This is a genomic window from Bradyrhizobium guangdongense (assembly GCF_006483445.1).
GTDB lineage: Bacteria > Pseudomonadota > Alphaproteobacteria > Rhizobiales > Xanthobacteraceae > Bradyrhizobium > Bradyrhizobium guangdongense_A.
This window is the reverse complement of the sequence record NZ_PPPT01000090.1, coordinates 16,687-41,383: the sequence shown is the minus strand read 5'-3', so window position 1 is coordinate 41,383 and position 24,697 is coordinate 16,687. Positions and strand designations below refer to the sequence as shown.

Genomic DNA, 24,697 nt, shown 5'->3' with positions numbered 1-24,697 from the left:
GCTCAAACGGCCTTCAATAGCCGCTCGACGTCGCTGACCGACTGGAGCCGCTCGATATCGTCCTCGGAAAGTTCCCTGCCGACGATTTCCTCGAGCCTCAGCACGAGCCGCACGCCCTTGAGCGAATCCCAGCCCTCGAGTTCCGCAAGGGGGGTGTCGCCGGTGGGAATTGGAACATTGCTTCGGAGCACTTCCGCGATCAACTCATTCGCCTGCATCATGGTCTCTTGTGGAACCGCCGGCGATCGGTAAACGCCGTGGACTTGCAATATCTTAGGCGGCTGTCACGGGACTGCCGCCGGGTCGCGCCCTTCATACGGCAAGTGAGCGGGTGGCGCAAACGCGCCAAGGCCGCGAATCAACTTCTGGGAAACCGCCGACAAAAGTGCACCGGCTTTGAACCAGTGTCGTATTCCCGGGACATATTAACCGGGTGCGGTCCCGTCTTTCCGACAGAAATTTGCTAGCTCGGCTTGATCTACTTCTGAAATTTTGTTGTTTGCGTAACCGGTCGCTTTGGCAAGCACCGACGGATTGCGATCTCAGGAGGCGATCGCGAACCGGTCTCGTTCTCGAGAGTGCGGGCTGACTGACGCCGGGGGGCAGTTCCGGGATGGACGAATACTGCATTCATTTCAGAAGGCTGGGAAGAAATCCCGGCCAAAAGGAGGGTTCATTATGCGCCGTTTAGCCTTATTCACAATTGCGCTCGGCCTATTCGTGCCGTTCCTTGCGTCGGCCCCGGCTCAAGCCCAGGCGACGCGTACCTGGGTGTCGGGCGTGGGCGACGACGCCAACCCGTGCAGCCGCACGGCGCCATGCAAGACTTTCGCAGGTGCGATCTCCAAGACGGCCGCGGCCGGCGAGATCAACTGCCTCGATCCCGGTGGCTTCGGCGGCGTGACCATCACCAAGTCGATCACGATCGATTGCAGCGAGATTGCTGCCTCGGTGCTGGTATCCGGAACCAACGGCATCAACATCAATGCCGGGGCGGCCGACAGGATCATTCTCCGCAATATCCGCGTTCAGGGCGTCAACGCCGGTCTGGTCGGCATCAAGATCTTCGCCGCGGCGGTGGTTTCGATCGAGAACTGCGTGGTTTCGCAATTCTCGCAGCAGGGCATCAGCGACGCGCGCACGGCCGGCAACACCAAGCTGTTCGTTCGCAATACCGTTGTCAGCCACAATGCGTCCACGGGCATCGGCCTCGGCGGGGCCAATCCCAACCGGGTAGTTGTCGAGAATAGCCACCTCGTGAACAATCTGTTCGGAATCGCGGCCGCAACCGGTAACAACGCCATGGTCACGCGCTCCGTAATGTCAGGCAACACCACCGGTGCCGAAGCCGATCCGGGCGGTTCGATCAACATCGACAGCAGTGCGATCACCGGAAACGGCACGGGTGTGCAGACGACCAGCACCATCCGCCTGTCGAACTCCGACCTGTCGTTCAACACCACCGGCATCTCGGGGACCGTCATCAGCTTCGGCAACAACCGGATGCTCGGAAATACCTCGCTCGGCGGTACGGTCACGGGGGCCGGCGGCGCGGTCAGCAATCTCGGCGAGCAGTAAGCGCTTGTCGTTCCCGCGATCTGTCGCGTGAGTCACAGATCGCGCAGGCACAAAAATCAAAATCCCGGGACATCGCCCCGGGATTTTTTTTCGTTTCGGGCGCGGACTTGTCGGCGATTTCAGCCTTGAGCTGTCCGGTGTATCAGGCGCGCCGCCTCGGGGCCGGTATTGAACAGCAGGTCCAGCACGCTGACCGCATGCTCGAAGTCGCCATGAAGCTGTGGATAGTCGGGGTAGCCCTGGTAGCTCATCCACTCTGCTTCGATGCCGGCGGCCGCGAACAAGGCGTCGTCGAAATAGGCGCGTGCGGAGGGACCACTGAGATAGTGATCGGCGCCGGCGGCCTGCGCGATCGCTAACAGCCGCGCGGTCTTGACGCCATCAGCGGGATAGGCCGTGTCCCTGACGATTCGCGTCTTCAGCCCGAGCAGGCCCGCGATCTCGCGCGTGAACAGCTCGTTGACGTCAGTGAGTCGCTTCTCCTTGTCCGCGCGCTGGTACCAGGCGCGGAACGTCGGCGCGAAATTCTCGAAGAACGGAGCGCGGCGATAGGCGAGTTCCAGCGTTCGCCAGTGCTTTTCGGCCCAGGGCTTTTCGATCTCGACCTCGTCGATCGGCTGATCGAACCGTCCCTTGGTCACGACGGGAATGGTCAGCCATTCGACGCCATTGGCGGTCTTGATCCGGTTACGGTTGTGCCAGTGCCGCTTCACATATTGCATGCGATCGAAGATCACGTATTCGTCGCACTGCCCGATCAGGTCGAAAAAACCCTTCCAGGGGATGTAGCAGGACTGGATGATCGAGATTCGCACGGGTGTGACTTCAGGGGCGGGAGATGACGCGCCGTGGGTGGGGCTTGACGCGCGTGGATGATCCGAACAGTTTGCCGGCGAGGCCCTTGTCCGGTCTGCCGTCAGGGCCGTGTTTACAGGGACTTCGCGATGAATTCACGCCTTATCATCGATCATGCCGGCCCCACGGCCAGTACAGGTTCGGCATGACCGGTCCGATCCCAGCGCGCTGCTGCCCCGCCTGCGACGCCGAACAGGACATCGGCGACCGCGAACCGATCTGGCCGGTCGGCTGGCGCTGCCCGACCTGCGCGCAGCCCGTCGCGGCACGCGACGGCATTCCGATGTTCGCGCCCGAGCTTGCCGATACGATCAGCGGCATGGATCCGCGCGGTTTCGAGGCGCTTGCGAAGGTCGAGGCCGAGCATTTCTGGTTCGTCGCGCGCAACGACCTGCTGGTCGGCCTTGCCAATCGCTTCTTTCCCGAGGCGCGCCGCTTCCTGGAGGTCGGCTGCGGCAACGGCGTCGTGCTGCGCGCCTTCGCGCAATCGCGCCAATGGCAGCGGCTGGTGGGATCGGAATTGCATCCATCCGGGCTCGCCTTTGCCCGCACGCGCCTCCCGGACGTCGAATTCGTGCAGATGGACGCGCGCCACATTCCGGCGCGCAATGCGTTCGACCTGACCGGCGCATTCGACGTGATCGAGCATATCGCCGACGACGAGGGCGTGCTGCGCGGGATGCGCGCCGCGACCGTGGATGGCGGCGGCATCATCGTTGCGGTTCCCCAGCATCCCTGGCTGTGGAGCCGCGCCGACGAGATCGCCTATCACGAGCGGCGCTATCGCCGCGGCGAGCTCGAGGAGAAGATGCGCCGCAACGGCTTCGAGGTGCTGTTCTCGAGCTCCTATACGTCATTGCTACTGCCGTTGATGGTCGCAAGTCGTCTGAAAGGCCGCGGCAAGACCAGCGATGAGGAGGTCGAGCGCGAATTCACGCTCGATCCGCGCGTCAATGGTCTGTTCACTGCGGTGCTGCGTGCAGAAGTGCGCATGACGCTCGCTGGCCTGCGCTGGCCCGCCGGCGGCAGCCGGGTCGTCGTCGGACGGGCGATCTAGCGCGGCTTGCTGCGCCGCCGCCTGAGGTTGTTGCGCCATGTTATATAATATTGCGGCGAGTTGACGCGGAACGAGAACCGAACTCGTTCTGGTTGCGACTAATTCCCAAGGCACTTCGACGAGGCACTTAACTGTCCTCACGGCCCGCTCGTGGCCGCGGGGTCGCCTGCGGTCTGTCCGGTCAGTTCTTGCCGGTCGAGGCCTGCGCTGACCCGTTCGAACCTCACGCGTTCGCAAAACCCCTTTTCAACCTCACGGGAATTGAGCATGTCCATCACCACCAAATTGGCAGTCGTCGTGGGAACGGCGCTCGCATTTTTCGCGGTCTCGATGCCTGCGCACGCACAGGCCACGCGAACCTTCGTCTCCGGTGTCGGCAATGACGCCGATCCCTGCAGCCGCACCGCGCCGTGCAGGACCTTTGCCGGCGCGATCTCGAAGACCTTCATCAACGGCGAGATCGATTGCCTCGATCCGGGCGGCTACGGCGCCGTGACCATCACCAAATCCATCACCATCGACTGCCTCGGTACGCTAGGCTCCGTCCTTGCCAGCGGCACCAATGGCATCATCATCAACATCGCCGTGAACGCCAACGACCCGTTCCGCGTGGTGCGGCTGCGCGGCCTCAGCATCAACGGCACCGGTGCTTCCGGAGCGGTCGGCACGCGCACGGGTCTGCGTGGAATCAGCATCCTGCAGGCCGCCGTCGTGATGGTGGAGGACACAGTCATCAGCGACTTCTCGCTGCAGGGCATCTCGGATACACGAAGCACCGGCGGCAAGCTGTTCATCCGCAACTCCGTGATCCGGAACAACAGCGGCGCCGGCATCGGCGTCGCCGGAGCGGCCACCAACAACGCCTCGATCGAGAACACCCACTCGATCAACAACGGTTTTGGCGTGGCGGTCGGAACCGGCAACCGCGTCAGCATCAGCCGCTCGGTCATGTCCGGCAACACATCCGCCGGCATCGAGTCGGATTCCGGCGGTCAGATCGGGGTTGACGACACGACGGTGTCACAGAATGCGACCGGCCTGCAGAACAGCGGCACGATGACGATCTCGAACACCAACATCTCCTTCAACAATACCGGGATCACCGGCGCGACTACCTCGTTCGGCAACAACCGCATCTTCGGCAACACTGCGGCCGGTACGGCCCCGACGGTCGGTGCGGCTTCGACCGATCACGGCCAGCAGTGACCTGACAGCGCTCCCGTCGCCGCAAGCGGTAGCGCGACGAAACGAGCAAGGAACGAAAGCCCCGGGGGCGCAATCACCCCGGGGCTTTGCCTTTGCCGCGCTATGGATTTTCCCGCGCGCCGCGACTACCGTGCGGGCCATCGGGAATGAACAGGGATCGGCACGGATAGCGGCCGATCGCGCGGAGCGGGGTCTTGTTGGCGTCCAGGGCGTTTTCAAGCGAGGTGGGTATCGGTTCGCGTCAAGAAGGCGCGTCCAAGCAAGAATCGTGTAGCCACTCGAGGGGCTATGTCGTTGCGGCACTCGTCGCGCTCTTCCTGCTCTCGGGCGGGCAGGCCTTCGCGCAATCCCTCAGTCAGGGTGTCGCCGCCTTCAAGCGCCAGGATTATGTGACGGCCTCGCGCGTTTTCATCCCGCTGGCCGAGCGGGGCAATGCGACCGCGCAGTCGCATTTGGGCTTCATGTTCGAGACCGGTCGCGGCGTGCCGCAGAATTATACCGAAGCCGCGATGTGGTACCGGCGCGCGGCGGAGCAGGGCGACAGCCTCGCGCAATATTCGCTGGGGCTGCTCTATGATCGCGGGCAGGGCGTGCCGCGCGACATCATCGAAGCCTCCAAATGGCTCAATCTGGCGACCGCGGGGGCGCCGCCGCGGGCGCGCGAGGCGCGGGCCAGGATCCGCGATGCCGTCACCACCAAGATGACGCGCGCCGAACTCGCCGAAGCGCGCCTGCGGGCCCTGCAATGGGCGCCGAGCCGCGAGCATTAATGGAACCAGAGTGAAAGCCAGTCGACGACCCAGCCTGCGGCCATGTTCTCGCCCAGCCAGCCGAGCCAGATCGCCGGCGCCAGGAACAGGCCGAAGGGTAAAAAGGCGGTCGCGCTGAGTGGCTTTCTTTGCAGTGCAGCATTGAGAACATAGGCTGATATCGCCGCCAGCGCCGCCAGTTCGATCACGACCGCCACGGTCACGAGATCGAGCCAGGCGCCGGCGACCGCCGCGAGCTTGATATCGCCGAGCCCGAGCCCGTCACGGCCGCGCCAGCGCCGGTAGAGCATCATCAGGGCGAGCAACGGCAGGGCCACGGCAAGAGCCCGTAACGCCGTCCAGAGCACGGCCTCCGCACCCGGTTCCGGGCCGATCGCCAAGGCCCGGAGCAAGGCGAGGGCAAAGGCCGCGGCAGTGAGCTCGTTCGGGATGCGATAGCTGCGCGCATCGGTCGTGGCGATGGCCAGCATCAGGGCCGCCAGAAACGCGCCCAGAAGGCCCTCTACGCCGGGGGCGGCGAACAGGCTGGCGGCAACACCGGCACACAGGACGAGGCTGAGGACAGGCGCGAGGCCTTGCGCCAGGCGTTGCGCCAAGGCGGCCTGCTCGTCGGTCACGTCCGTCAGCGCGTCGCCTTGGGCACGACGACCACGGGATTGCTGGTGCCGACCAGGCGGCCGTTCATCTTGCTGCGCATCTCCTCGGCGATGACATGCGCATCGACGCCGTCGCGCATGACGGTCGGACGGATGAAGAGGATCAGCTCGGTACGGCTGCGCCCCGTGCCCTGGTGCGAGAAGGCGTCGCCGACGCCCGGAATGGAATCGAGGATCGGCAGGCCCTGGCGCTGCTTGTTCTCGGTCTCGCTGATCAGGCCGGCGAGCAGCACGGTCTGGCCGCTGGTCACCGCGATCGAGCTCTTGACCCGGCGCTGCGAGATCGTCGGCGTCAGCGAGCCGGCGCTGCCCGCTGCCACGCTCGAGATCTCCTGCTCGATGTCGAGCACGACGTTCCCGTTGGCATTGGCGCGCGGCAGCACGCGCAGGATGATGCCGGTGTTCTTGTAGTCGATGGTGTTGACGACGGTGTTGTTGGCGGTCAGCACCGTCGCGGTGCCCGTCGAGAACGGCACCTGGTCGCCGACCTGCAACGTCGCCGGCTGGTTATCCAAGACGACCAGCGACGGGTTCGACAGCACCTTGACGTTGGTGACGTTATGCAGCGCATCGAGCACGACCCGTGGCGAATTTTCCGCCCCGATCAGGAAATTGAAGCCGGGCAGCACGCGTCCAAGCAGCGCGCCGGCGGCGGCGTTGACGGCGTTGTCCTGCCCGTCGACGTTGCTGCCGATCGTCGACGAATTGCTGACGCCGGAAATGGTGTTGGAGATCGAGCCCTTCTTGCTGGCGAGGAAGAATTGCACGCCGTAGTTCAACTGGTCGTTCAGCGTCACCTCGGCGATGGTCGCCTCGATCGCGATCTGGCGCTGCGGGCGGTCGATCTGCCGGATCGTCTGCTCGATGATGCGTTGCGATTCCATGTTGGCATAGACCAGCACCGCGTTGTTGGTGACGTCGGCTGTGATCCGCACGTTCTGCAGGATGCCGTTGCCGCCGGATCTGGTGCCGCCGCCCTGCGCGCCGCCGAGCGTGGTGTCCTGGCCCTGGGGCGTGGCCGCCGCGGGCGCCGCGCGGGTATTCAATTGCGAGCCGGGCGGGCCGGTCACCGGCGTCGACGCGCCCGCGCCCGCCGTCGGCAAGGCACTCAGCGCAGCCACGGGATTGGTGCCCGAGCTGGTGGTCGAGATGCCCGAGCCCGGCGCAAGCTGGCTCTGTGCGCTGTCGAGCGTGGACGAGCTCGTGCTGCTCTGGCTCAGCAGCATGTCGTTGAGCAACGACACGACGACTTTCGAGTTGCCGTAGCGCAGCGGATAGGACTTCAGGTTCACACCTTCGGTGTCGGAGCGGTCGAGCCGCGCGATCCAGGTCTGCGCGCGCTTGAGATATTCGGGCTTCTGGCTGACCACGAGGATGGAGTTGAGCCGGGCAATCGTCTGGAACTTGACCACGCTCTGGCTCATGCCGCCTTCACCGGAGTCCATGATCTTTTCCATCTCGGAAATGAGCGGCTCGGGTGAGGAATTGCGCACCGGGAAGATGCCGACCGACTGGCCGCGCATCCAGTCGGCGTCGAAGGACAGGATGGTGTCGATGGCGGCGGCGCGATCGGTGCCGCTGCCGGTGACGATCAGCGTGTTGCGGGCATTGTCGGGGCGCATGGTGCCGGCCTTGACGCCGAATGCGTCGAGCAGCTTGAAGATGTTTTGCGCCGAGACGTAGCGCAGCGGCACCACGCTGATGCCCTGGCCTGCTTCGGCGGTGGCGGAGCGGTCGATGCCGCCGGGGCCGGCCTCCGGCGCCGGGATCAGGCGGTAGCTGTTGCCGCGGTCGCGGATCAGCGCCACGCCGGACATGCGCAGCGCGTTCTCCAGCACATAGAGCGCATCGGCTTTCGGAACCGGCCGCACCGAGGCCAGCGTCACGGTACCCTGGACGCGGGGATCGATCGTGTAACCGAGGTTCAATACGTCACCGAGGATGACCTTTGCCACCGTCGCGACGGGCGCGTTCTCGAAATTGAGGTCGTAGCCGCTGCCACCGTCTTCGCGGTCCGCAAGTGCAGCGCCCTGCGGCGTTGTGCCGTCGGCGAGATAGATCGCCGGCCGCGACGATTTGGGCTGGGCAATGCCACCCGATCCTGCATCCAAGGGTTGCCGGGGCTGGAGGTCGAGCGACTGGATCTTGTCGGTGAGGTCCCGCGCGCGCGGGTCCCGGGCGTCGGCTTCGATGTTGCGGTCGGCCGTGACAATGCACGCCGTCAACAGGAAAGCACTGGACAATAGCAGGAACGTTCCAGGCAACGCTGTGCGCAGGCGCGAAAGCGGCTGGACCACTTTGAACAAAATACGCCTACCAACAGCAAGAGTGACTGGAATTTGCATCCGATCCCTCATGGTCCGGACGCGCAATAATTTGCGCCACGATTATGTTTTTGCTAGTAAATAAGTCAAGGGTAAAGGCCTTCCGTCACGCGCGGGAGCTGTTGCTTTCTAGTAACAAGGTAAGCGCTGTGAATGCGATGCGAGACCTTTCCGCAGATAGCTTCCGGCAGCATCTTCTGGAGAAATATTCACTGCCGCCGCGGGCTCGCGCCCGGGTCGAGGCGTCGGCCAATCCGGCGCTGACGCGGCCCTTGCGCGAGTTCTGGGAGGCGACGGACCTGTCGGCTGCCGATTTTGCCGACGAAGTCGCCGATTATTTTGGCCTGGCGCGCCTCGGCCTTCCACAGCTTCTTGCAACCACGCCGTGCCTGGACGGCTTTTCGCGCCGCTTCCTGCGTGAATCCACCATCTTCCCGTTCCGGGCGCCGAATGGCGGCTACCGGCTGGCGATCGCCGATCCCTCCGATACGGCGGCGGTGCGGGCTGCCGAGATCGTATTCGGCACGGCGGTCGAGGTCGTCGTGGCCTCGTTCGAGGACATCACCACGGTGCTGGATCAGCGCGCTGCTGACGACAGCGGCGCGGACGACGGCGCCAAGGGATCGGCGAAAGGGTCGGCGCAGCAATCCGACGACGACATCGAGAGCCTGCGCGATCTCGCCAGCGGCGCGCCCGTGGTGCGCGCGCTCAACGATTTGCTGGAGCGTGCCGTCGAGCTGCGCGCCAGCGACATTCACGTCGAGCCGTTCCGCACCGGGCTCGTGGTGCGCATGCGGGTGGATGGCCTGTTGCGCGCGTTGCCGTCGCCGCAGGGCATTCCGCCGCAGGCGCTGATCTCGCGCATCAAGATTCTCGCAGGGCTGAACATCGCCGAACGAAGACTGCCGCAGGACGGCGCCGCCCGCGTGCGCGTCGGACGCTCCGAGCTCGACGTCCGCGTCGCGACCATGCCGACGCAATATGGCGAGAGCGCCGTCATCCGCCTGCTGCCGCGCGACCGCGGGCTGCTGGAGATGAGCAAGCTCGGGCTCGGTGCGCGCGACGAATCCATCATGACGCGGCTGCTCGCAATGCCGCATGGCATGATCGTGGTGACGGGGCCGACCGGCAGCGGCAAGACCACGACGCTTGCGACCATGCTGTCGATCCTCAACGAGCCGACGCGAAAGATCCTCACCATCGAGGATCCCGTCGAATACGAAATTCCCGGCATCAACCAGTCGCAGGTCAAGCCGTCGATCGGGCTGACGTTTGCGTCGGCGATGCGCGCCTTCGTGCGCCAGGATCCCGACGTCATCATGGTCGGCGAGATCCGCGACGCCGAGACCGCCCATATCGCGATCCACGCCGCGCTGACCGGCCATCTCGTGCTGACGACGCTGCATACCGAGACCGCGGCGGCGGCCGTGCCGCGGCTGATCGACCTCGGCATCGAAGGCTTCCTGCTCAAGTCCACGCTGCGCGCAGTCGTCGCGCAGCGGCTGGTGCGCATGCTCTGCGACCGCTGCAAGGTGGCGCATACGCTCACCGCGACCGACATCGCCAAGGATCCGCGCTTCGAGGTGATCGGCTTCAGGGCGGGCGAGGTCGTGCACGAGGCGGGCGGCTGCGAGCGCTGCGGCGGCACCGGCTATCGCGGCCGCAACGGCGTGTTCGAGATCCTCGAAATGTCCGACCAGGTGCGCCACCTGATCGGGCCGCAGACGGATTCCCACTCGATCGACGCCGCCGCGATGCAGGCCGGCATGACCACGATGCTGGAGGATGCGGTCGCAAAGTGTCGCGCGGGGCTCACGACCCTGCCCGAAGTCTTCCGCGTCACGACGGTCCGCTGATCCGATGCCGAACTTTCGTTACCGCGCGCTCAACGCCAACGGCGAACTGGTCTCCGGCGCCATCGCCGCGCCGGCCGCGAGCGATGTGGCGCAGCGGATCGAGCGGCTCGGCCTGGTGCTGGTCGACAACGTCACGCTCGAGGAGGGCGGTGGCGGGCGCAGCGTGCTCAGCCTGTTCAACAAGCCGAAGCCCGAAGACGTCACCATCTTCACACGCGATCTCGCGCTGCTGCTGCGGGCCGGCGCCCGCATTAATGACGGGCTGGAGCTGCTCGCCGCCGATCGCGATTTCGGGCGCCTGCGGCCTGTTGTCGCCGATATCCGCTCGCGCGTCGTCTCCGGCGAGAGTTTTGCCGAGGCGCTGGCGCGGCACGAGGGCCTGTTCCCGCCGATGTATGTCGCGCTGGTGCGGGTCGGCGAAGCCTCGGGCTCGCTGGATCAGGTGCTGGAGGTGCTGGCATCCGAGCGGGCGCGAACCGAAGCGCTCAAACGCAGGCTTGGCGATGCGATCCGCTATCCGATCTTCGTGCTGGGCGCGGCAGCTTGCGTGCTGCTGTTCTTCCTCACATTCGTGCTGCCGCAATTTGCAAGCGTGCTGCAGGACTTTGGTGCCAAGGTCGACCCGACCGTGCTGATGTTCCTGAACCTTTCGACCTTTCTGCGCAACAACTCCGATGCGGTGCTCGCGGTCCTCGCCGCCAGCATCGCGCTCGGCTGGCTGTTGCTGCGGCAGGAGCGCGTCCGCCGCGGCATTGCCAACGCGATCACGCGGCTGCCCGCGATCAGGAACATGATGACGTCCTATCGAACAGCCTTGTTCTGCCGGAATCTCGGCGTGTTGCTCGGCAGCGGCGTCAATCTGACAACGACGCTCCGTATCCTGGTCGACATGATGGCGACGGCCGGTCCGTCGGCGGTCTGGAGCGATGCGGCCGACCGCGTCCGCCACGGCACAAAATTGTCGGATGCGCTCGCCGAGACCGAGGCGCTGCCGGCGATGGCCGTGCGCATGCTCCGCCTCGGCGACGAGACCGGGCAATTGCCGATGCTCTCGGGGCGCGTCGCCGATTTCTACGAAGCCAAATTGCAGCGCACGCTCGATCGTGCGGTCGGGATCGCGGGGCCCGCCGCGATCATCGTCATTTCCATTGTCGTCGGCGGCTTGATCGTCTCCGTCATGACGGCGCTGATGTCGGTCAGCCAGATTGTCGGTTAGGCCGGGTACGGAGGTTTTTGAATTGACCAGGAAGATTGTCGCAGTCACCCGAAGCCGCCGGCGTCGCCGCAACGGCGAGTCCGGATTCACCCTGGTCGAGATCCTCGTCGTCATTACCATCATCGGCCTGATCATGGCGCTGGTCGGCCCGCGCGTGCTCAACTATCTCGGCGAGTCCAAGGCGAAGGCCGCAAAGATCCAGATCGAGAGTTTTTCGAGCGCCCTCGACCTCTATTATCTCGACATCGGACGCTATCCGACCACCAATGAGGGCCTGGCCGCGCTGACCCGCGGCAACAATCTGCCCGGCTGGAACGGTCCTTATCTACGTGGCGGCATGGTGCCCAACGATCCCTGGGGCCATGGCTATGTCTACCGCTCGCCGGGCGAGCGGTCTCCTTACGACATCATCTCGCTGGGATCCGACGGTCAGGAAGGCGGCAGTGGCACGGCAGCCGACATTGCCAGCGGTACGCGCTAGCGCGGGTCACGATAGCAGCGGCTTTGCGCTGATCGAGATCCTGTGCGTGCTCGCGATCATCGGCCTTCTTGCGGCGATCATCCTGCCGGCGATCCCGCGCTCGACGACGCGTGCCAAGCTCGAGAGCTATGCGGTGGAGACCGCGGCGCTGCTCAAGGCCGATCGCAACACGGCGCTGCGCCGGCAGGTCACGGTCACGACAGAGGTCGATGCCGATGCGCGCGCGATCCGCTCCGGTGTGACAGGACGGATCATTCGTTTGCCGGGCGACGTCACCGTGCAGGCGATGCTGGCCTCGCGCTGCGGCAATCGTCCGGCTGGACGCTCGATCGATTTCTTCCCGTCGGGCATGTCGTGCGGCGGCGTGATTGCGCTGGCGCGGCCCGGCATGGGCTATGAGGTGCGCGTGAACTGGCTGACCGGAGTGGTCGAGATTGTCCCGCAGAAGTTACTCTAGAGGCACGGCAGGCTTTACCTTGATCGAGGCGCTGGTCGCGCTCGCGATCATTGCCGCCGTGCTCGGCACGATCGGCTCGGTGATCGCTGCGACCGTGAGGGGCACACGCGCGATCGACCAGCATCTGGCGTTGGCCGGTACGGCCGAGACGCTGCTCGCCGAATTGCCGGCGCGCGGTCTGTTGAAGGTCGGCCGGCAGAGCGGCGAGCTTGCCGGCAGCCGCTGGCGCATCGAGGTCGCGCCGATGAAAGTGCCGGGCGGCGATCCCGCCACCGATCGCTTCGTGCCGATGGCGGTCAATCTGCGCCTGCAGCGCCCCGACGGCGCATCGCTGCAGGTCACGACGGTGAAGCTCGTGCCGAGGCTGGTGCAATGAGCAGGCTGCGCCGCGCACTCGCCGACGAATCCGGCTTCACGCTGCTGGAGGTGCTGCTGGCGACGCTGCTGATGACGGTCATCCTCGCCGCGCTCGCGACCGTCACCGCGCAATGGCTGCCGAACTGGAATCGCGGCATCGCGCGGGTGCAGCGGGCCGAGCGCCTTGCGACTGGCCTCGACCGCATCGTCGCCGATCTCGCGGTGGCCGAGCAGGTCAGGATGAATGGCGACGCCAGAAACCCGCTGTTCGAGGGGTCTGAACTGGCGGTGACCTTCGTGCGCACCGCGCTCGGTCCGAGCACGCGGCCGGGGCTCGAAATCGTCCGCCTGATCGAGAAGGCGGATGCGCAGGGGCTCGCCCTGGTGCGCGAGCGCGCATCGTTCCAGCCGATGCCGACGGACGGACAGATTCGCTTCGTCGACCAGGTCGTACTGATCCGCGCGCCGTTCCGTGTCAGTTTTTCGTATGCGGGAGCGGATCAGGCCTGGCAGCCGACCTGGCGCGGTCAGGCGCAATTGCCGGAGCGCATCAGGGTCACGGTGCGCGATGGTGCCACCGGACAGGTGCTCGCCGTCTCCGCGGCCGCGACGCTGCACATCACGGCGCCGGCCGATTGCGCACGCGCCAAGAATCCTAGCGGATGCGTGGCTGCGCGCACGAAGCCGCAGCAGGAGAAGAAGGAGGAGCAGCTTTGACGGGCGCGCGCACAACAGGCGCGGCCAAGGATGCGCGCGGTTTCATCGTCATCGCGGTGCTCTGGATGCTGGCCGCACTTGCGGCGCTCGTGCTGATCTACCTCGCTTACGTCACCAACACCGCCGTCACCGTCGCCGGGAATACCGATCGCGTCCAGACCGACGCGCTGGTCAATGCCGCCATCGAGTTGACGGCCTACCGGCTCACGGGGAAGGGAGACGCCGCGCGCCCGACCAGCGGAACGTTCGACGCGCGGATCGGCATGGGCCGGGTCGCAGTGACGTTCCGCTCGGAGGCGGCACGGATCGATCTCAATGCCGCGCCAAAAGGTTTGCTGTCCGGTCTGATGATGGCGCTCGGCGTCGGAGCGAATGAGGCGCCCGGATATGCCGATCGCATCCTGGCGTGGCGCGCCTCGACCGAGGCCGGGCAGGACGACCCCGAGGATTCGTATTACCGCACCATCGGCACGGCCTATCTGCCGCGGCATGCACCGTTTCCCCATGTCGAGGAACTGTGGCTCGTCCGCGGCATTCCGCCTGCGGTGGTCGAGCGCATGCTGCCCTTTGTCACCGTGTTCAGCAACATGCGGACGGTGAACGTGATGGACGCCGCCCCGCAGGTGGTGGCGGCGATGCCGGGCATGACGCCGGGAACGCTACAGCAGCTCCTGAAGGAGCGGGCCGATCCGCGGATCAGTCCGCAATCGCTGGTCAGCCTGGCCGGCAGCAACAATGCGACGCTGGAGGCTGCGAAGTCCTATCGGCTGAGCATCGCCGTGGAATCCCCGACCCGCCGGCAGAGCTCGGCCGAGGTCGTGATCCTGCTTCTCGACGGCACCGATGAGCCCTATCGTGTATTGTCGTGGCACAACGCCTTTGACGGCTCGGCCGGAAAGCCCCTGTGAGATGAGTTCGCTGCAACCCCTTCGTGCGATTCTCGACGCCTGGACCGGCACGGTGGCCGGCACCATCGTTGCCGGGCTGGAGCGGATGGTGTCGCCGCGGGCGGTCCGCCTCATCGAGGACGAGAAGGGTGGATTCGCGCTGGAGGGCGGCAAGCCGGAGAATGGCGTAACCGACCTCGCGTTTCGCGACGGGCAGTTCTCTGCAACCAATCTGGCACAGGTGGTGCGGGGCAGCCGTGTCGAGATCGTGTTGCAGCCGCAGCGCTTCCTGTTTCGTCCGCTGGAGCTGCCGTCGCGCGCGGCCGACTTCCTCGACGGCATCGTGCGTGCTCAGATCGATCGCCTGACGCCGTGGAGTGCGGGTGAGGCCGTGTTCGGCTGCAGCGCCCCGGCGGCGAGCGGCAGCGACGGCATCACAACGCTGATTGCGGCCGCCCCCCGCAAGCTCGCGATGGGATATGTCGAGGCCATTTCCGGCCTGCATCCTTCCGCGGTCGCGATCTGCACCGACGCGCCCGGCAACGGCCGGATCAAGGTGTTCGAGCAGCGCTCGCGCGGCGCGGTCGATCCCGCCCGGTTGAGCCGCAGGCTGCAACTGGTGCTCGGTATTGCAGCCGTAGCTGCGGTCGTGGCGTCCGTGTTCGCGACCTATCTGGCCGACAGCCTGAGCACGCAGGAGAGCGAGCTCGAACGCCAGATCGCCCAGCGGCGCGCGGCGCTGCGTGCCGGCAGCGACGGCGGCGAGCGTTCGCCGCTGGCGTTGCTCGAGCGGCGCAAATACGAGACGCCGGCGAGCGTGATCGTGCTGGAATCCTTAAGCCGCGTGCTGCCCGACCACACTTACGTCACCGAGCTGCATCTGGCCTCGAACAAGCTCCAGATCGCCGGCATCACCCGGGATGCGCCATCGCTGATCCCGCTGATCGAGCAGTCCCAGCACTTCACGCGCGCGACCTTCTATGCGCCGACCACGCGATCGTCGTCGGATCCCGGCGAGCGCTTCCATATCGAGGCGCAGATCGAGCCGAGGAACGTGCCATGAGCGTGCAGGACACCATCACGCGCACGCTGTCGCATTCGCCGCTGATCGCGGTGACGCTCTATGCTGCTGTTGTTGGTGGCCTGTTGCTGATGACGGGGCTTTCGGTCGCCGACGTCATCTCCCACCGCCAGGCCCTGGCGCAAACCTCCGATCTGCTCGACCAGTTGCGCGGCCGCAAGGCCGGCGCAGGCGGCGCGGGACTGTCGTCGGCGGAACATCCGGGCACGCCGTTCCTGGAAGGGCCGACGGTGACGGTTGCGGGCGCCAATTTGTTGCAGCGTGTCGCGGCCGCGGTCGGCAATGTCGGCGGCTCGGTGCAGTCGTCGCAGGTCGACGTATCGGGCGCGCAGAGCAAGAACGGTTTTGTCGGCCTCGTCGTCAGTTGCGAGCTCGAGCAGCCCGCGCTCCAGAAACTGCTCTACGATCTCGAAGCCGGCATGCCGTTTTTGTTCGTCGATCAGCTCGACGTCCAGGTGCCGCAGACCACGGCCCAGAACGAGACGACCACGGGCCGCGTCAGGGTGATCCTCGGCGTGTCCGGTCAGTGGCAAGCGGGGAAGTAGGCCGACGGGGCCCGCTCACCAGCTATATTTGAACACGCCCTTGCCGGAATAGGTCGTGACGTTGCCGGAGAATTCGCCGTCGAAGGTCGCGGCGACCGAGAAGCCGCTCAACCACTTCACTTCGGCACTGCCGCTGACGAGTGCGGAATCGGCATCGGGTCTGGCGCCGTTGACGACGAAGGCGGCGGCGCCCGGCAGGGCCGTGAACAGGCCGGTCACGGCGCGGCTTGGATTGTAGTCGTGCGCCCAGGCGGCGCGGCCGCGCAGCGTCAGCACGCCGTTCTGCACCGCGTAGGATTTGTCGGTGCGGAAGCCGAGCTCGGAGCGGGTATCGGTCGTGGTCTGGGATGCATAGTTCAGCGCAAACAGACCGCCGCCGGCGAGGCTGGTCTCGGTGTAGTTCGGCAGGTTGAAGCTCGTGACTTGCGCGGCCGCATAGGGCGTGATGCCGACCAGCGGCGTTGCGAAGCGATAGCCGCCCTCGAAGCGAGCCGAGAACGTGTCGGCCTTGAAGCGGCCCTGGAGCTGGTCGACGCCGGCGAGCGCCACGGTACGATTGGTGGTGACGTCGTGCCAGCCATAGGCCAGCGCGGCCGCGATATAGGCGGGACCGAAACTGTGCCGGCCGTAGACGCCGGCCTGGAACAGGTCGGCGGAGCCTGCGCCCATCGCGTTGGCGAGCGAGTAGTTCAGGCCGCCGCCGCCGAGCGCGAAGCCGAGCAGGGTGTCGGGCGAGACCTTGTAGTCGGCGCCGGCCGCGACGCCCCACAACCGCGCGCTGAGATCCTGCGAGCCGACCACGGCATTGCCGCCGACCTGCTCGGAGCCGCCATAGCCGGCCGCCCAGACGCTCCAGCGATTGGCCGGGGTTGCGGACAGCAACGGCGCCTTGGTCGCCATCGCATAGGCTTCCCGTTCGCGCGCGGTCGCCGGCCGCATCGAGGCGTAGGCGGCGGCTTCATCGTCGCTGGCGGCGAACTGCGAGACACTGCCAGGCTTGGTGAAGCCGCCGGTGCGTCCGGCGACGGTGGGATCCAGCATCAGGTTGAGGAACTGGCCGTCGGCGTTGATCGCGGACTGGATGATGCCGGTGCCGAGCTCGCCCGAGGCGATCGTCAGCCCCGCCGGTGTCAGGCCGGCAAAGGCCGCCGGAATGCTGCCGGTCGAATTGAAGAAGTTCGTCAGCGTGGTGCCGACGTTCTGCTGATTGACGGTAAGGCCGCCGCTGGCCGGCGTGAAATTGACGTTGATATTGAGGAAGACGTTGTTGGTGTCCTGGCTGAGCGTCGCCGACACCGCCGACATGTTCGACACGACTGTCGGGTTGAACGTGCTGCCGGCAAAACCGCCGGTCGCGTTGAGGATGGTGTACTGCTTCTGCAGCGTGCCCGAGAAGTTCGCGCTCACCGTCGCATTGCCGAGCGCGGCGGCGCCGATCACGTTGGTGCGTGACGCATTCGCGCCGGACACCTGGACGAGGTAGGTCGAGGCCGCGGTGAAGCTCAAGGGACCGTTCACCGTCAGCAGCCCGGTGGGATTCGCCGCATTGCCCGGCGCAAGCGTGCCGCCGGCGATCGCGGTGGTGCCGACCAAGCCGGTACCACCCAGCGTGCCCCCGGCATTTACAGTGGTTGCGCTCACGATCGAGCCGTCCACCACCAGCTTGCCGCCGTTCACCGTGGTGGCGCCGATATAGGTGTTGGCGCCGGAGAGAATTTGCGTGCCGCCCGATACCGCGAAACCGCCGCCGGCGCCGCCATCGCCGATGACGCCGGCAAAGGTGCCGTTGCCGTTGGTGATCGTCAGCGTGTTGGCGCCGAGATTGATCGTGCCGGAGGCAGCACCTGAAAGCGCCTTGATCGACGTCCCGCCGTTGGTCAGATTCGAAATATCGAAGATGCCGTTGGCAATGACATTGCTCGAAGTGGCAATGCTGCCGTGGCTTGCGCCGACCGAACCGAGATCCAGCTCGCCACCCGCCTCGATCGTCGTCGTACCGGTATAGGTGTTGGTGCCCACAAGCGCTTGAAGGGCACCGTTGGCAATGTCCAGACGGCCACCGGTACCGCCGGCGATGCCCCCATCCTGGATCACGCCGCCGAAGCTGCTGCCGGACGTGATCGTGAGCGTCTTGGATCCGAGCGCGACGATGCCATCTCCCGCGGGCGATCCCAGGCCGCGGATCGATGTGCCGGAGGTCGTCTGCGAGATGTCCAGCGTGCCATTGCTGCCAAGGAACGTCGCAGCGGCCGAGCTCGCAATCGAGCCGTTGCCCTTCAACGCCAGCGTGGCGCCCGCGTCGATTTGCGTGATGTTGCTGTAGGTGTTCACACCACTCAGCGTCTGCGTGCCGCCGAAGACCTCGAACCCGCCGGTGCCCTGGATCACACCCGCGAACTCGGTCGAGCCGTTGGTGACCACGAGGCCGTTGGCGCCCAAGTTGACGATGCCGCTGGCACCGCCGGCGAGCGTCGTGATGGCATTGAACGCCACGGCGGAGCCTGAAATGTCGAGCGTCGCGTTCACCGTGACGAGGCTGGAGCTTGCGATGCTGCCGAAGCCGTTGATCGCCAGCGTTCCGGCCGAGATGGTCGTCGCGCCCGTATAGGTGTTGGTGCCGGTCAACACGAGCGTGCCGGTGCCGACTTTCGTCAGCCCGCCGCCGATGCCGGAGATCGCGCCGTCGACGACGGTGCTGGTGTTGTTGCTGCCGGTCGTCAGCGTCTTGGCGCCGAGCACGTAGCTGCCCGCGCCCGCGATCGAGCCGACCGACAAGCCGGCGCTGGTCAGGCCCGAAATGTCGAACGTGCCGCCGGTGAGCGTGACGAAGGTCGCGGTGCCGCCGGAACTCGTCCCCGTGAAGCTCGTCGTGCCGCCATTGTTGGTGGTGATCGTTGCGCTGCCGGCGGTCGATGAGCCGGCGAAGGTGAGCGTGCCGTCGTTCGAAATCACCGATGTGGCAGCCGTCGCCGAGTTGTTGAAGAAAAGCGTGCCGGTCGCGGCGTTCGAGATGACCGCGGAGCTTGCCGAGCTCGTGTCGTTGAAATTCATCACCACGTTGTTGGTGATCGTGGCGGTTCCCGCGTTGCTCGAATTGTTGAACTCGACATCGCCGCCGTTGATGATGCTCGAGGCGCCAACGGTGCTGGTGTCGCTGAAGACCATCGCTCCGCTGTTGACGTTGTAGATCACGCCCCCGGTGCCGCTGTTGGCGCTGCTCGCGTTCGAGAACACCATGGTCGAGAAGACGTTGACCGTCTGCAGGTTCGTCGAATTGTTGGCGACGCCCGTGCCGTTCACCACGAAGATGTCGTTGATGTTGATGGTGTAGGCCTGCGCATTGGGCGCGGCCGTGAAGACGATGCTGCCGATGCCGACCAGGCCGTTGCTGTCGACCGTCGTGGACCCCGTATTGGTGAACGTCGCGGTCCCGTCCGGGACCGTCGGGGTCGACGTCCAGTTGGTGCCGTCGGTCCATTCCGTGCTGGTCGCCCCGGTCCAGGTGCCGTCGACGGCGAAGGCGGGCTGGGCGAAGACGGCGCCAAGGGCGGACGTCGCGAGCAAGGTCGCCAGCGAGCGCCGGATAACGGACGGCGATCCGTGTCCGAGTGTCTTCGAAGTTACCTTGGAGGTGCGTGCCCGACCGGCCATCAGGGTTCTCAAATCAGCAAAGCAAAGATCGGGACGTACAATGGCGACGTTCGACCCGACTGAACGCGTCATATTCCCATGCGACCGCGGCCCGCGGCAATGAACGGCCGTCCCATTGCGGGGTGATTCTGCCTGTTTCGTTTGCAATTTCAGTCATGGTGGCCGACATGCAACATGTTCCCGACGGTCGACGCGGAACAGCATGCGGAAAGGCCCCTGGCCCGCCTGGAACCGGCTGTGGGCGGGCTCGCGGGTTGATGGCCGGGGCGGCAAGAACTAGGCTATGGGTCTTATCGCGACGGTGTGCCGGCGTGGCGGCGGGCCAGCGGGGAAATTTGATGGCCGGACGGCTGGGATTGATCGGATTGGCCATGCTCTGGGTGCTCCCCGGAGCGATGGCCGCGACCTCATCCCGGATCGATATCCTGCCGGACGATGCCGCGCGCAGCCCGAGCGAGACGATCGACGTCGGCGCCGTGAGGCCCATTGCCAGACCCGCCGCCCAGCCGGCGAGCAGGCCGGTCCCGCGCGGTAATCCGCTCTGGTCGGTGCCGTTGTCTGCCCTGACCGCGACCGAGGAGCGTCCGATCTTCTCGGCCTCGCGCCGCCCGCCGCCTCGCGCGGTGGCAACCATGCCCGTCGAGGAGAGCAGTGTGCCGACGCCGCCCAAGCAGACGGACGCGCCGCCGCCGCTGGTCCTGGTCGGGGCCGTGGTGGGCGAGGGCGACGCCATCGCGATCCTGCTCGACCGAACCGATCAGAAGGTCATCCGGCTGCGCCAGGGCGAATCGCGGGCCGGCTGGTCGCTGAGTGCGGTCCAGCCACGGGAGGTGACCCTCAGGCAGGGGGATCGCAGCGAGGTGCTCGCGCTCCAGCGTCTCGACGCGCCGGAGGCCCCGCCACCATCGCCGCCGGGCGTGCCGGGCGTCGCCGGCGCGCCGCCCCTCGAGAGCGGAAAACTGGTGGCACCAGCGGCGGGTGATCAGTCGTTTGCGCCCTTCGTGCCGCGGTCCACACCCAAAAACGGCGAGTCCGACGGGCTTTAGTTTTACCGCCCGAGGATCGTCCCGAGCGTGTCGCAAATGCGCTCCTGCTCGCTCTCGCGCAACCCCATCCACATCGGCAGCCGGATGAGACGTTCCGAGAGCGAGGTGGTGAGCTTGAGATCGCCATGCGTGCGCCCGAAGCGCAGCCCGGCGGGTGAGGAATGCAGCGGCACGTAGTGGAAGACCGCCTGGATGTTCTCGTCCCGGAGCTTGCGCAGCACCATGGCGCGGTCGATCACCGCGGGCAGCAGCACGTAGTAGATATGGCCGTTGTGACGGCAGTGGGCGGGCACGGTCGGACGGCGCAGCAGGCCGCGCTGCTCCATCGGCGCCAGCAGGTCGTGATACCTGCTCCAGATCGCGAGCCGTTCGCGCGTGATGCGCTCGGCCTCTTCCAACTGTGCCCACAGGAAGGCGGCGGTGAGATCGCTCGGCAGATAGGACGAGCCGATATCCTGCCAGGTGTATTTGTCGACTTCGCCGCGGAAGAACCGGCTGCGATCGGTGCCCTTCTCGCGCATGATCTCGGCGCGCTGCGCGAGCGCGGGGTCGTTCACCAGCAGGCAGCCGCCTTCGCCCGACATGATGTTCTTGGTCTCGTGAAAGCTGAAGCTGCCGAGGTCACCGATGGCGCCGAGCGGCGAGCCCTTGTAGCTTGCCATGATCGCCTGCGCGGCGTCCTCGACGATCCGCAGATTGTGACGCTTCGCAATCGCGACGATCGCGTCCATCTCGCAGCCGACGCCGGCATAGTGCACTGGCGCGATCGCGCGCGTGCGCGAAGTGATCGCAGCCTCGATCTGCCGTTCGTCGAGGTTGAGCGTGTCCTCGCGAACGTCGACGAAGACGGGCACCACCCCGCGCAGCACGAAGGCATTCGCGCTCGACACGAAGGTGAAGGAGGGCAGGATGACCTCGTCGCCGGCCCTGAGGTCGAGCAGCATGGCGGCCATGTCGAGGGCGGAGGTGCAGGAGTGCGTCAGCAGCGCCTTTGCGCATCCGGTGCGCCGCTCGATCCACTCATGGCAAAGCTTGGTGAAGCGGCCGTCGCCGGACACGTGCAGGCTGTCCAGCGCATCCTGGATGTAGCCGTGCTCCTTGCCGGTCGGGTAGGGCCGGTTGAACGGGATGAACTCTGATGCCATTGCCTAAGCCGTTGAACCGCCTTAAGACGCGCGTTGACGCCCTGTTTCGAATCCAGGGTGGCGTTTTGGCGTTTTCCGCTGCGGGAATCAACTGGCGATCGGGCACAGTCCGGCGGAACTGTCGCGTCGCTCCCGCAGGCGATCGGGACGGTTCGCGGTGCGCGCGTTGGCCAGGAAGGATGCTGCTTGACCGATACGCAAGTTGACGCGCCAGGCAGGACGGAGGGCCCGATGCGCGCAGGGGGCAGCGGCCGGCTTCATCGGCTCGTTCACGGCTGGTCGGCAAACCTCGTGCAGATGCTGCTGGCGCTGACGCAGCAGCTTCTCCTCATCCCTGCGTTCCTGCATTTCTGGAGCAGCGACCGTCTCGCGGCCTGGCTCGTGCTCTATGCCGCCGGCAGCCTCGTCATCGTGGCCGATGCCGGCCTCCAGCTTCGCTCCATCAACCGCTTTCTCGCCTTCAAGTCCTGCGTCGATTGCGACGGCCGGACGGCGAGCTTTTATGCACGCATGATGCGGATCTATCTGGGCATCGTCGTGGTGCTCGGCGTGCTGCTCGTCGCCAGCATCGAGCTGTTTCCGCCCGCTTCGATCCTCGGATTTCACACGATGCCGACCTTCGACGCCGCGATGCTCGTGATCACCGTCGGCACGCTGCTCATCCTGCCGGCCAATCTCGTCTCTGGCCTCTACCGCGCGCGCGGAAAATATGGCCGGGCCGCGTGGTCGCAAAATGTCGCGCTCCTGCTTGGGCAGGCCGGGCAACTGATCGCGATCGCGTGGTTCGGCAGCCTGTTCGCGGTCGCGATTGCCTACGTCTCGACGCAGATCCTCTGTGCGCTGTTCCTGATCGCCTATGACGCACCACGCCAATTGCCGTTCCTGAAGCGCGGCCGCAGCCGTTCCACTCGGTCCCCGTCCTGGCGCTGGAGCGCCGGACAGTTGGGCCTGGCCTTTCCCTTCTCCATTGCCAACCTCACCGAGCTCGCGCTCGCCAACGCGCCGATGCTGCTGGTCAGCGCGATGGTCGCCGATCGCGTCGCTGTGGCGCAATGGGGCCTGATCCGCGTGATCGCGAGCTTCGTGAGAGGCCTCTGCATCCAGATCACGCTGCCGATCGGTGCGGAGCTCGGCCATGACCATGCGATCGGCGACAAGGCGCGGCTGCGCGGGCTCTATGCTCATGGCTCGGTGTTCGTCACCGCCATGGCCAGCTTCATCGTCGCCGGCCTGTTGCCGTTCTGGTCGGACTTCTTTGCGCTGTGGACGCATGGCAGCATTCCCAACGATCCCGCACTCACCGTGACGCTGCTGCTCGGCTCGGCCGTCGTCGCGCCATCGCTGATGGCCTTTGTCTTCGCCAATCACAGCAATCGCGGCGATCTCCTGGTCCGGACCAAGGGGCTGCAGCTGATCGCGTTCCTGATCCTGTCGGCCCTGCTGATCCCCCGGCTCGGCCCCCTCGGGGCCGCCATCGCGATCGTGGCGAGCGACCTGTTGACCCAGGTCGGAATCATGACGCTGGTGATCATGCGTCAGACGCTCGGCCATCCGCTTCGTCACATGCTGGTGCTGATCGCGGTGATGGTCGCGATCATCCTCGGCGGGTGGGGGCTTGGACTGGCGATCCGCGCGGTGGTGCCGGGAACGGGAGTGCCACGCTTCCTGGCGGAGTGCGCGATCTGGCTCGTCGTCGTGGCCGTGCTGGCGAGCCCCCTTCTGATGGAGCGGGTACGCGGGCGGGTGCTGGCGGCGGTGCCGAATTAGCCGCGAACGACAAAAGGTCGAAAACAACCCCATGCACAGTAGCCCGAGATGGTAGCTACGTCGCCCAGGATGCATCGATAGCTTCCAGCGGGTTTGCAACTCGTTTACAATGTCGAGGCCAACGGCGTAATTGGTGTCAAGGTTCAATTTGTGATGAAGATCGGCAAGTCGTCCAAATCCGCTATCGCAAGGGCGGTTCGAAATAACCCGGTTGCCCGCAACGGGCTGCATGCTGGAGAGATCGCGCTATTCGGATCGACGTTTCGCGAACGGATCGCGAAGTCTACCTTGTCGCTCTACTATAAGAGCGTGTTCCGGCGTCACTGGGCCTGGCAGGTCTATGGCGAGCCGCATTTCAGCATTCATGCGGGCGCCTTGTTCGAGCTGTTTGACGGGAGCCTTGGAGCCGGCGTGTATTCGCTGACGCGCGCCTTCCTGTCCGCCGAGATCATCGGCGACGGGGCCACGGTGCTTGACATAGGGTGCGGGGATGGAGCTCTGACGAAGCGCTTTTACGCGCCGAGGGCAGCTCATGTCGACGCCATCGACATCGAAGAGAGCGCAATTGGCTATGCTCTCAGCCACAATCCTGCGCCGAACATCGTCTATCGTCGCCTCGATGCCGTGATTGATGCGTTCCCGCGGCCAAGCTACGACATCATCATCTTCGATGGCGCAATCGGTCACTTTACCCGCGACGGTTCCATGGAGGTCTTGCGGAAGATCTCCTCGGCGCTGGCAACCGGCGGCGTTTTCTGCGGTTCGGAAAGCCTGGGGCCGGAAGGGCAGGATCATCTCCAGGTCTTTGACACGCTCGACGATCTGCGAGCCCTTCTTGGGCAACAGTTCAAGCACGTTCGTGTCAAACAGCAGAGATATCCCCTGGCCTCGCTGGCCAACGGGCGCGTCGAGGCCTATTGGCGCTGCTCCAATACCGACGGGCGTCTGGAAGAGCTGGATTGGCAGTAGGCGGCGTGCCCGACGGCGTCCGCAGGCTATGATCGGCCGATGTTCTGGCGGCGCTTTCAGGTTGCGACCCTCTTTC

Annotated in this window: 22 protein-coding genes; 16 read left to right on the top strand and 6 right to left on the bottom strand. The window is 65.7% G+C overall.

The genetic code is table 11. The features are described from left to right. Window positions 1-2 precede the first annotated feature (2 nt). Window positions 3-218, bottom strand: coding sequence for an acyl carrier protein (locus C2U70_RS12975; protein WP_186294222.1), 216 nt, complete (start codon window positions 216-218; stop codon window positions 3-5). A gap of 298 nt (window positions 219-516) precedes the next feature. Here C2U70_RS12975 and C2U70_RS12970 point away from each other — a divergent pair, with 298 nt between their 5' ends. Further along, entirely contained in the window at window positions 517-1,578 is a 1,062-nt protein-coding gene (locus C2U70_RS12970) for a right-handed parallel beta-helix repeat-containing protein (protein WP_140978406.1), read from the top strand. A 119-nt stretch (window positions 1,579-1,697) separates the two neighbouring features. Here C2U70_RS12970 and C2U70_RS12965 read toward each other — a convergent pair whose 3' ends face one another. Continuing rightward, a complete protein-coding gene (locus C2U70_RS12965) occupies window positions 1,698-2,393 on the bottom strand; it encodes a WbqC family protein (protein ID WP_140978405.1) in 696 nt (231 codons plus the stop codon). 185 nt (window positions 2,394-2,578) lie between these two features. Between C2U70_RS12965 and C2U70_RS12960 the strand changes: the two genes are divergently transcribed. The 3 genes from C2U70_RS12960 to C2U70_RS12950 all read left to right on the top strand — a co-directional run bounded on the left by C2U70_RS12960 (window position 2,579) and on the right by C2U70_RS12950 (window position 5,466). After that, window positions 2,579-3,490, top strand: a complete 912-nt coding sequence (locus C2U70_RS12960) for a class I SAM-dependent methyltransferase (protein WP_140978404.1) — start codon at window positions 2,579-2,581, stop codon at window positions 3,488-3,490. A gap of 267 nt (window positions 3,491-3,757) precedes the next feature. Next, window positions 3,758-4,696 (top strand): right-handed parallel beta-helix repeat-containing protein, encoded by a 939-nt coding sequence (locus tag C2U70_RS12955; protein WP_140978403.1) that lies wholly within the window; start codon window positions 3,758-3,760, stop codon window positions 4,694-4,696. A gap of 194 nt (window positions 4,697-4,890) precedes the next feature. Further along, window positions 4,891-5,466 carry a tetratricopeptide repeat protein gene (locus C2U70_RS12950; RefSeq protein ID WP_246666745.1) on the top strand — a complete coding sequence of 192 codons (576 nt, stop codon included), beginning with the start codon at window positions 4,891-4,893 and terminating at the stop codon, window positions 5,464-5,466. On the opposite strand, the gene C2U70_RS12945 is transcribed toward C2U70_RS12950, so the two are convergent. Then, window positions 5,463-6,083 carry a prepilin peptidase gene (locus C2U70_RS12945; protein ID WP_246666744.1) on the bottom strand — a complete coding sequence of 207 codons (621 nt, stop codon included), beginning with the start codon at window positions 6,081-6,083 and terminating at the stop codon, window positions 5,463-5,465. The genes C2U70_RS12950 and C2U70_RS12945 overlap by 4 nt on opposite strands. 5 nt (window positions 6,084-6,088) lie before the next feature. Beyond that, window positions 6,089-8,467, bottom strand: a complete 2,379-nt coding sequence (gspD, locus tag C2U70_RS12940) for a type II secretion system secretin GspD (protein WP_140978402.1) — start codon at window positions 8,465-8,467, stop codon at window positions 6,089-6,091. A gap of 137 nt (window positions 8,468-8,604) precedes the next feature. On the opposite strand from gspD, the gene C2U70_RS12935 reads away from it, so the two are divergent. The 9 genes from C2U70_RS12935 to gspM are packed head-to-tail and all read left to right on the top strand — an operon-like array spanning window position 8,605 to window position 16,043. Then, the gene (locus C2U70_RS12935) at window positions 8,605-10,302 is read left to right on the top strand and encodes a GspE/PulE family protein (protein WP_433960675.1); all 1,698 of its coding nucleotides are present in this window, start codon (window positions 8,605-8,607) and stop codon (window positions 10,300-10,302) included. Between the two features lie 4 nt (window positions 10,303-10,306). Continuing rightward, entirely contained in the window at window positions 10,307-11,518 is a 1,212-nt protein-coding gene (locus tag C2U70_RS12930; RefSeq protein ID WP_140978400.1) for a type II secretion system F family protein, read from the top strand. 22 nt (window positions 11,519-11,540) lie between these two features. Further along, the gene (gspG, locus tag C2U70_RS12925; RefSeq protein ID WP_186294221.1) at window positions 11,541-11,999 is read left to right on the top strand and encodes a type II secretion system major pseudopilin GspG; all 459 of its coding nucleotides are present in this window, start codon (window positions 11,541-11,543) and stop codon (window positions 11,997-11,999) included. Continuing rightward, entirely contained in the window at window positions 11,962-12,456 is a 495-nt protein-coding gene (locus C2U70_RS12920; protein ID WP_246666743.1) for a prepilin-type N-terminal cleavage/methylation domain-containing protein, read from the top strand. Before gspG ends, C2U70_RS12920 begins: the two co-directional genes overlap by 38 nt. After that, complete coding sequence (locus tag C2U70_RS12915; protein ID WP_140978398.1) at window positions 12,434-12,832, top strand: prepilin-type N-terminal cleavage/methylation domain-containing protein; 399 nt, start codon at window positions 12,434-12,436, stop codon at window positions 12,830-12,832. The genes C2U70_RS12920 and C2U70_RS12915 overlap by 23 nt, the downstream gene beginning before the upstream one ends. Beyond that, window positions 12,829-13,530, top strand: coding sequence for a general secretion pathway protein GspJ (locus C2U70_RS12910; RefSeq protein ID WP_140978397.1), 702 nt, complete (start codon window positions 12,829-12,831; stop codon window positions 13,528-13,530). The genes C2U70_RS12915 and C2U70_RS12910 overlap by 4 nt, the downstream gene beginning before the upstream one ends. Then, window positions 13,527-14,438 carry a general secretion pathway protein GspK gene (locus C2U70_RS12905; RefSeq protein WP_140978396.1) on the top strand — a complete coding sequence of 304 codons (912 nt, stop codon included), beginning with the start codon at window positions 13,527-13,529 and terminating at the stop codon, window positions 14,436-14,438. The genes C2U70_RS12910 and C2U70_RS12905 overlap by 4 nt, the downstream gene beginning before the upstream one ends. Window position 14,439: 1 nt before the next feature. Then, window positions 14,440-15,480, top strand: coding sequence for a PilN domain-containing protein (locus tag C2U70_RS12900; RefSeq protein ID WP_186294219.1), 1,041 nt, complete (start codon window positions 14,440-14,442; stop codon window positions 15,478-15,480). Next, a complete protein-coding gene (gene gspM / locus C2U70_RS12895) occupies window positions 15,477-16,043 on the top strand; it encodes a type II secretion system protein GspM (protein WP_140978394.1) in 567 nt (188 codons plus the stop codon). Before C2U70_RS12900 ends, gspM begins: the two co-directional genes overlap by 4 nt. 15 nt (window positions 16,044-16,058) lie before the next feature. Here the strand turns inward: gspM and C2U70_RS12890 are convergent, their stop codons facing one another. After that, complete coding sequence (locus C2U70_RS12890; protein WP_140978393.1) at window positions 16,059-19,694, bottom strand: autotransporter domain-containing protein; 3,636 nt, start codon at window positions 19,692-19,694, stop codon at window positions 16,059-16,061. 338 nt (window positions 19,695-20,032) lie between these two features. On the opposite strand from C2U70_RS12890, the gene C2U70_RS12885 reads away from it, so the two are divergent. Continuing rightward, on the top strand, window positions 20,033-20,740 hold the full coding sequence (locus C2U70_RS12885; protein ID WP_140978392.1) for a hypothetical protein: 708 nt from the start codon (window positions 20,033-20,035) through the stop codon (window positions 20,738-20,740). 2 nt (window positions 20,741-20,742) lie between these two features. On the opposite strand, the gene rffA is transcribed toward C2U70_RS12885, so the two are convergent. Beyond that, a complete protein-coding gene (gene rffA / locus C2U70_RS12880; RefSeq protein ID WP_140978391.1) occupies window positions 20,743-21,885 on the bottom strand; it encodes a dTDP-4-amino-4,6-dideoxygalactose transaminase in 1,143 nt (380 codons plus the stop codon). Window positions 21,886-22,116: 231 nt separating this feature from the next. Here rffA and C2U70_RS12875 point away from each other — a divergent pair, with 231 nt between their 5' ends. After that, complete coding sequence (locus C2U70_RS12875; protein ID WP_140978390.1) at window positions 22,117-23,652, top strand: hypothetical protein; 1,536 nt, start codon at window positions 22,117-22,119, stop codon at window positions 23,650-23,652. Window positions 23,653-23,805: 153 nt separating this feature from the next. After that, window positions 23,806-24,621: a class I SAM-dependent methyltransferase gene (locus C2U70_RS12870; protein WP_140978389.1), complete on the top strand. Its 816-nt coding sequence runs from the start codon at window positions 23,806-23,808 to the stop codon at window positions 24,619-24,621. The last annotated feature ends 76 nt before the right edge of the window (window positions 24,622-24,697 follow it).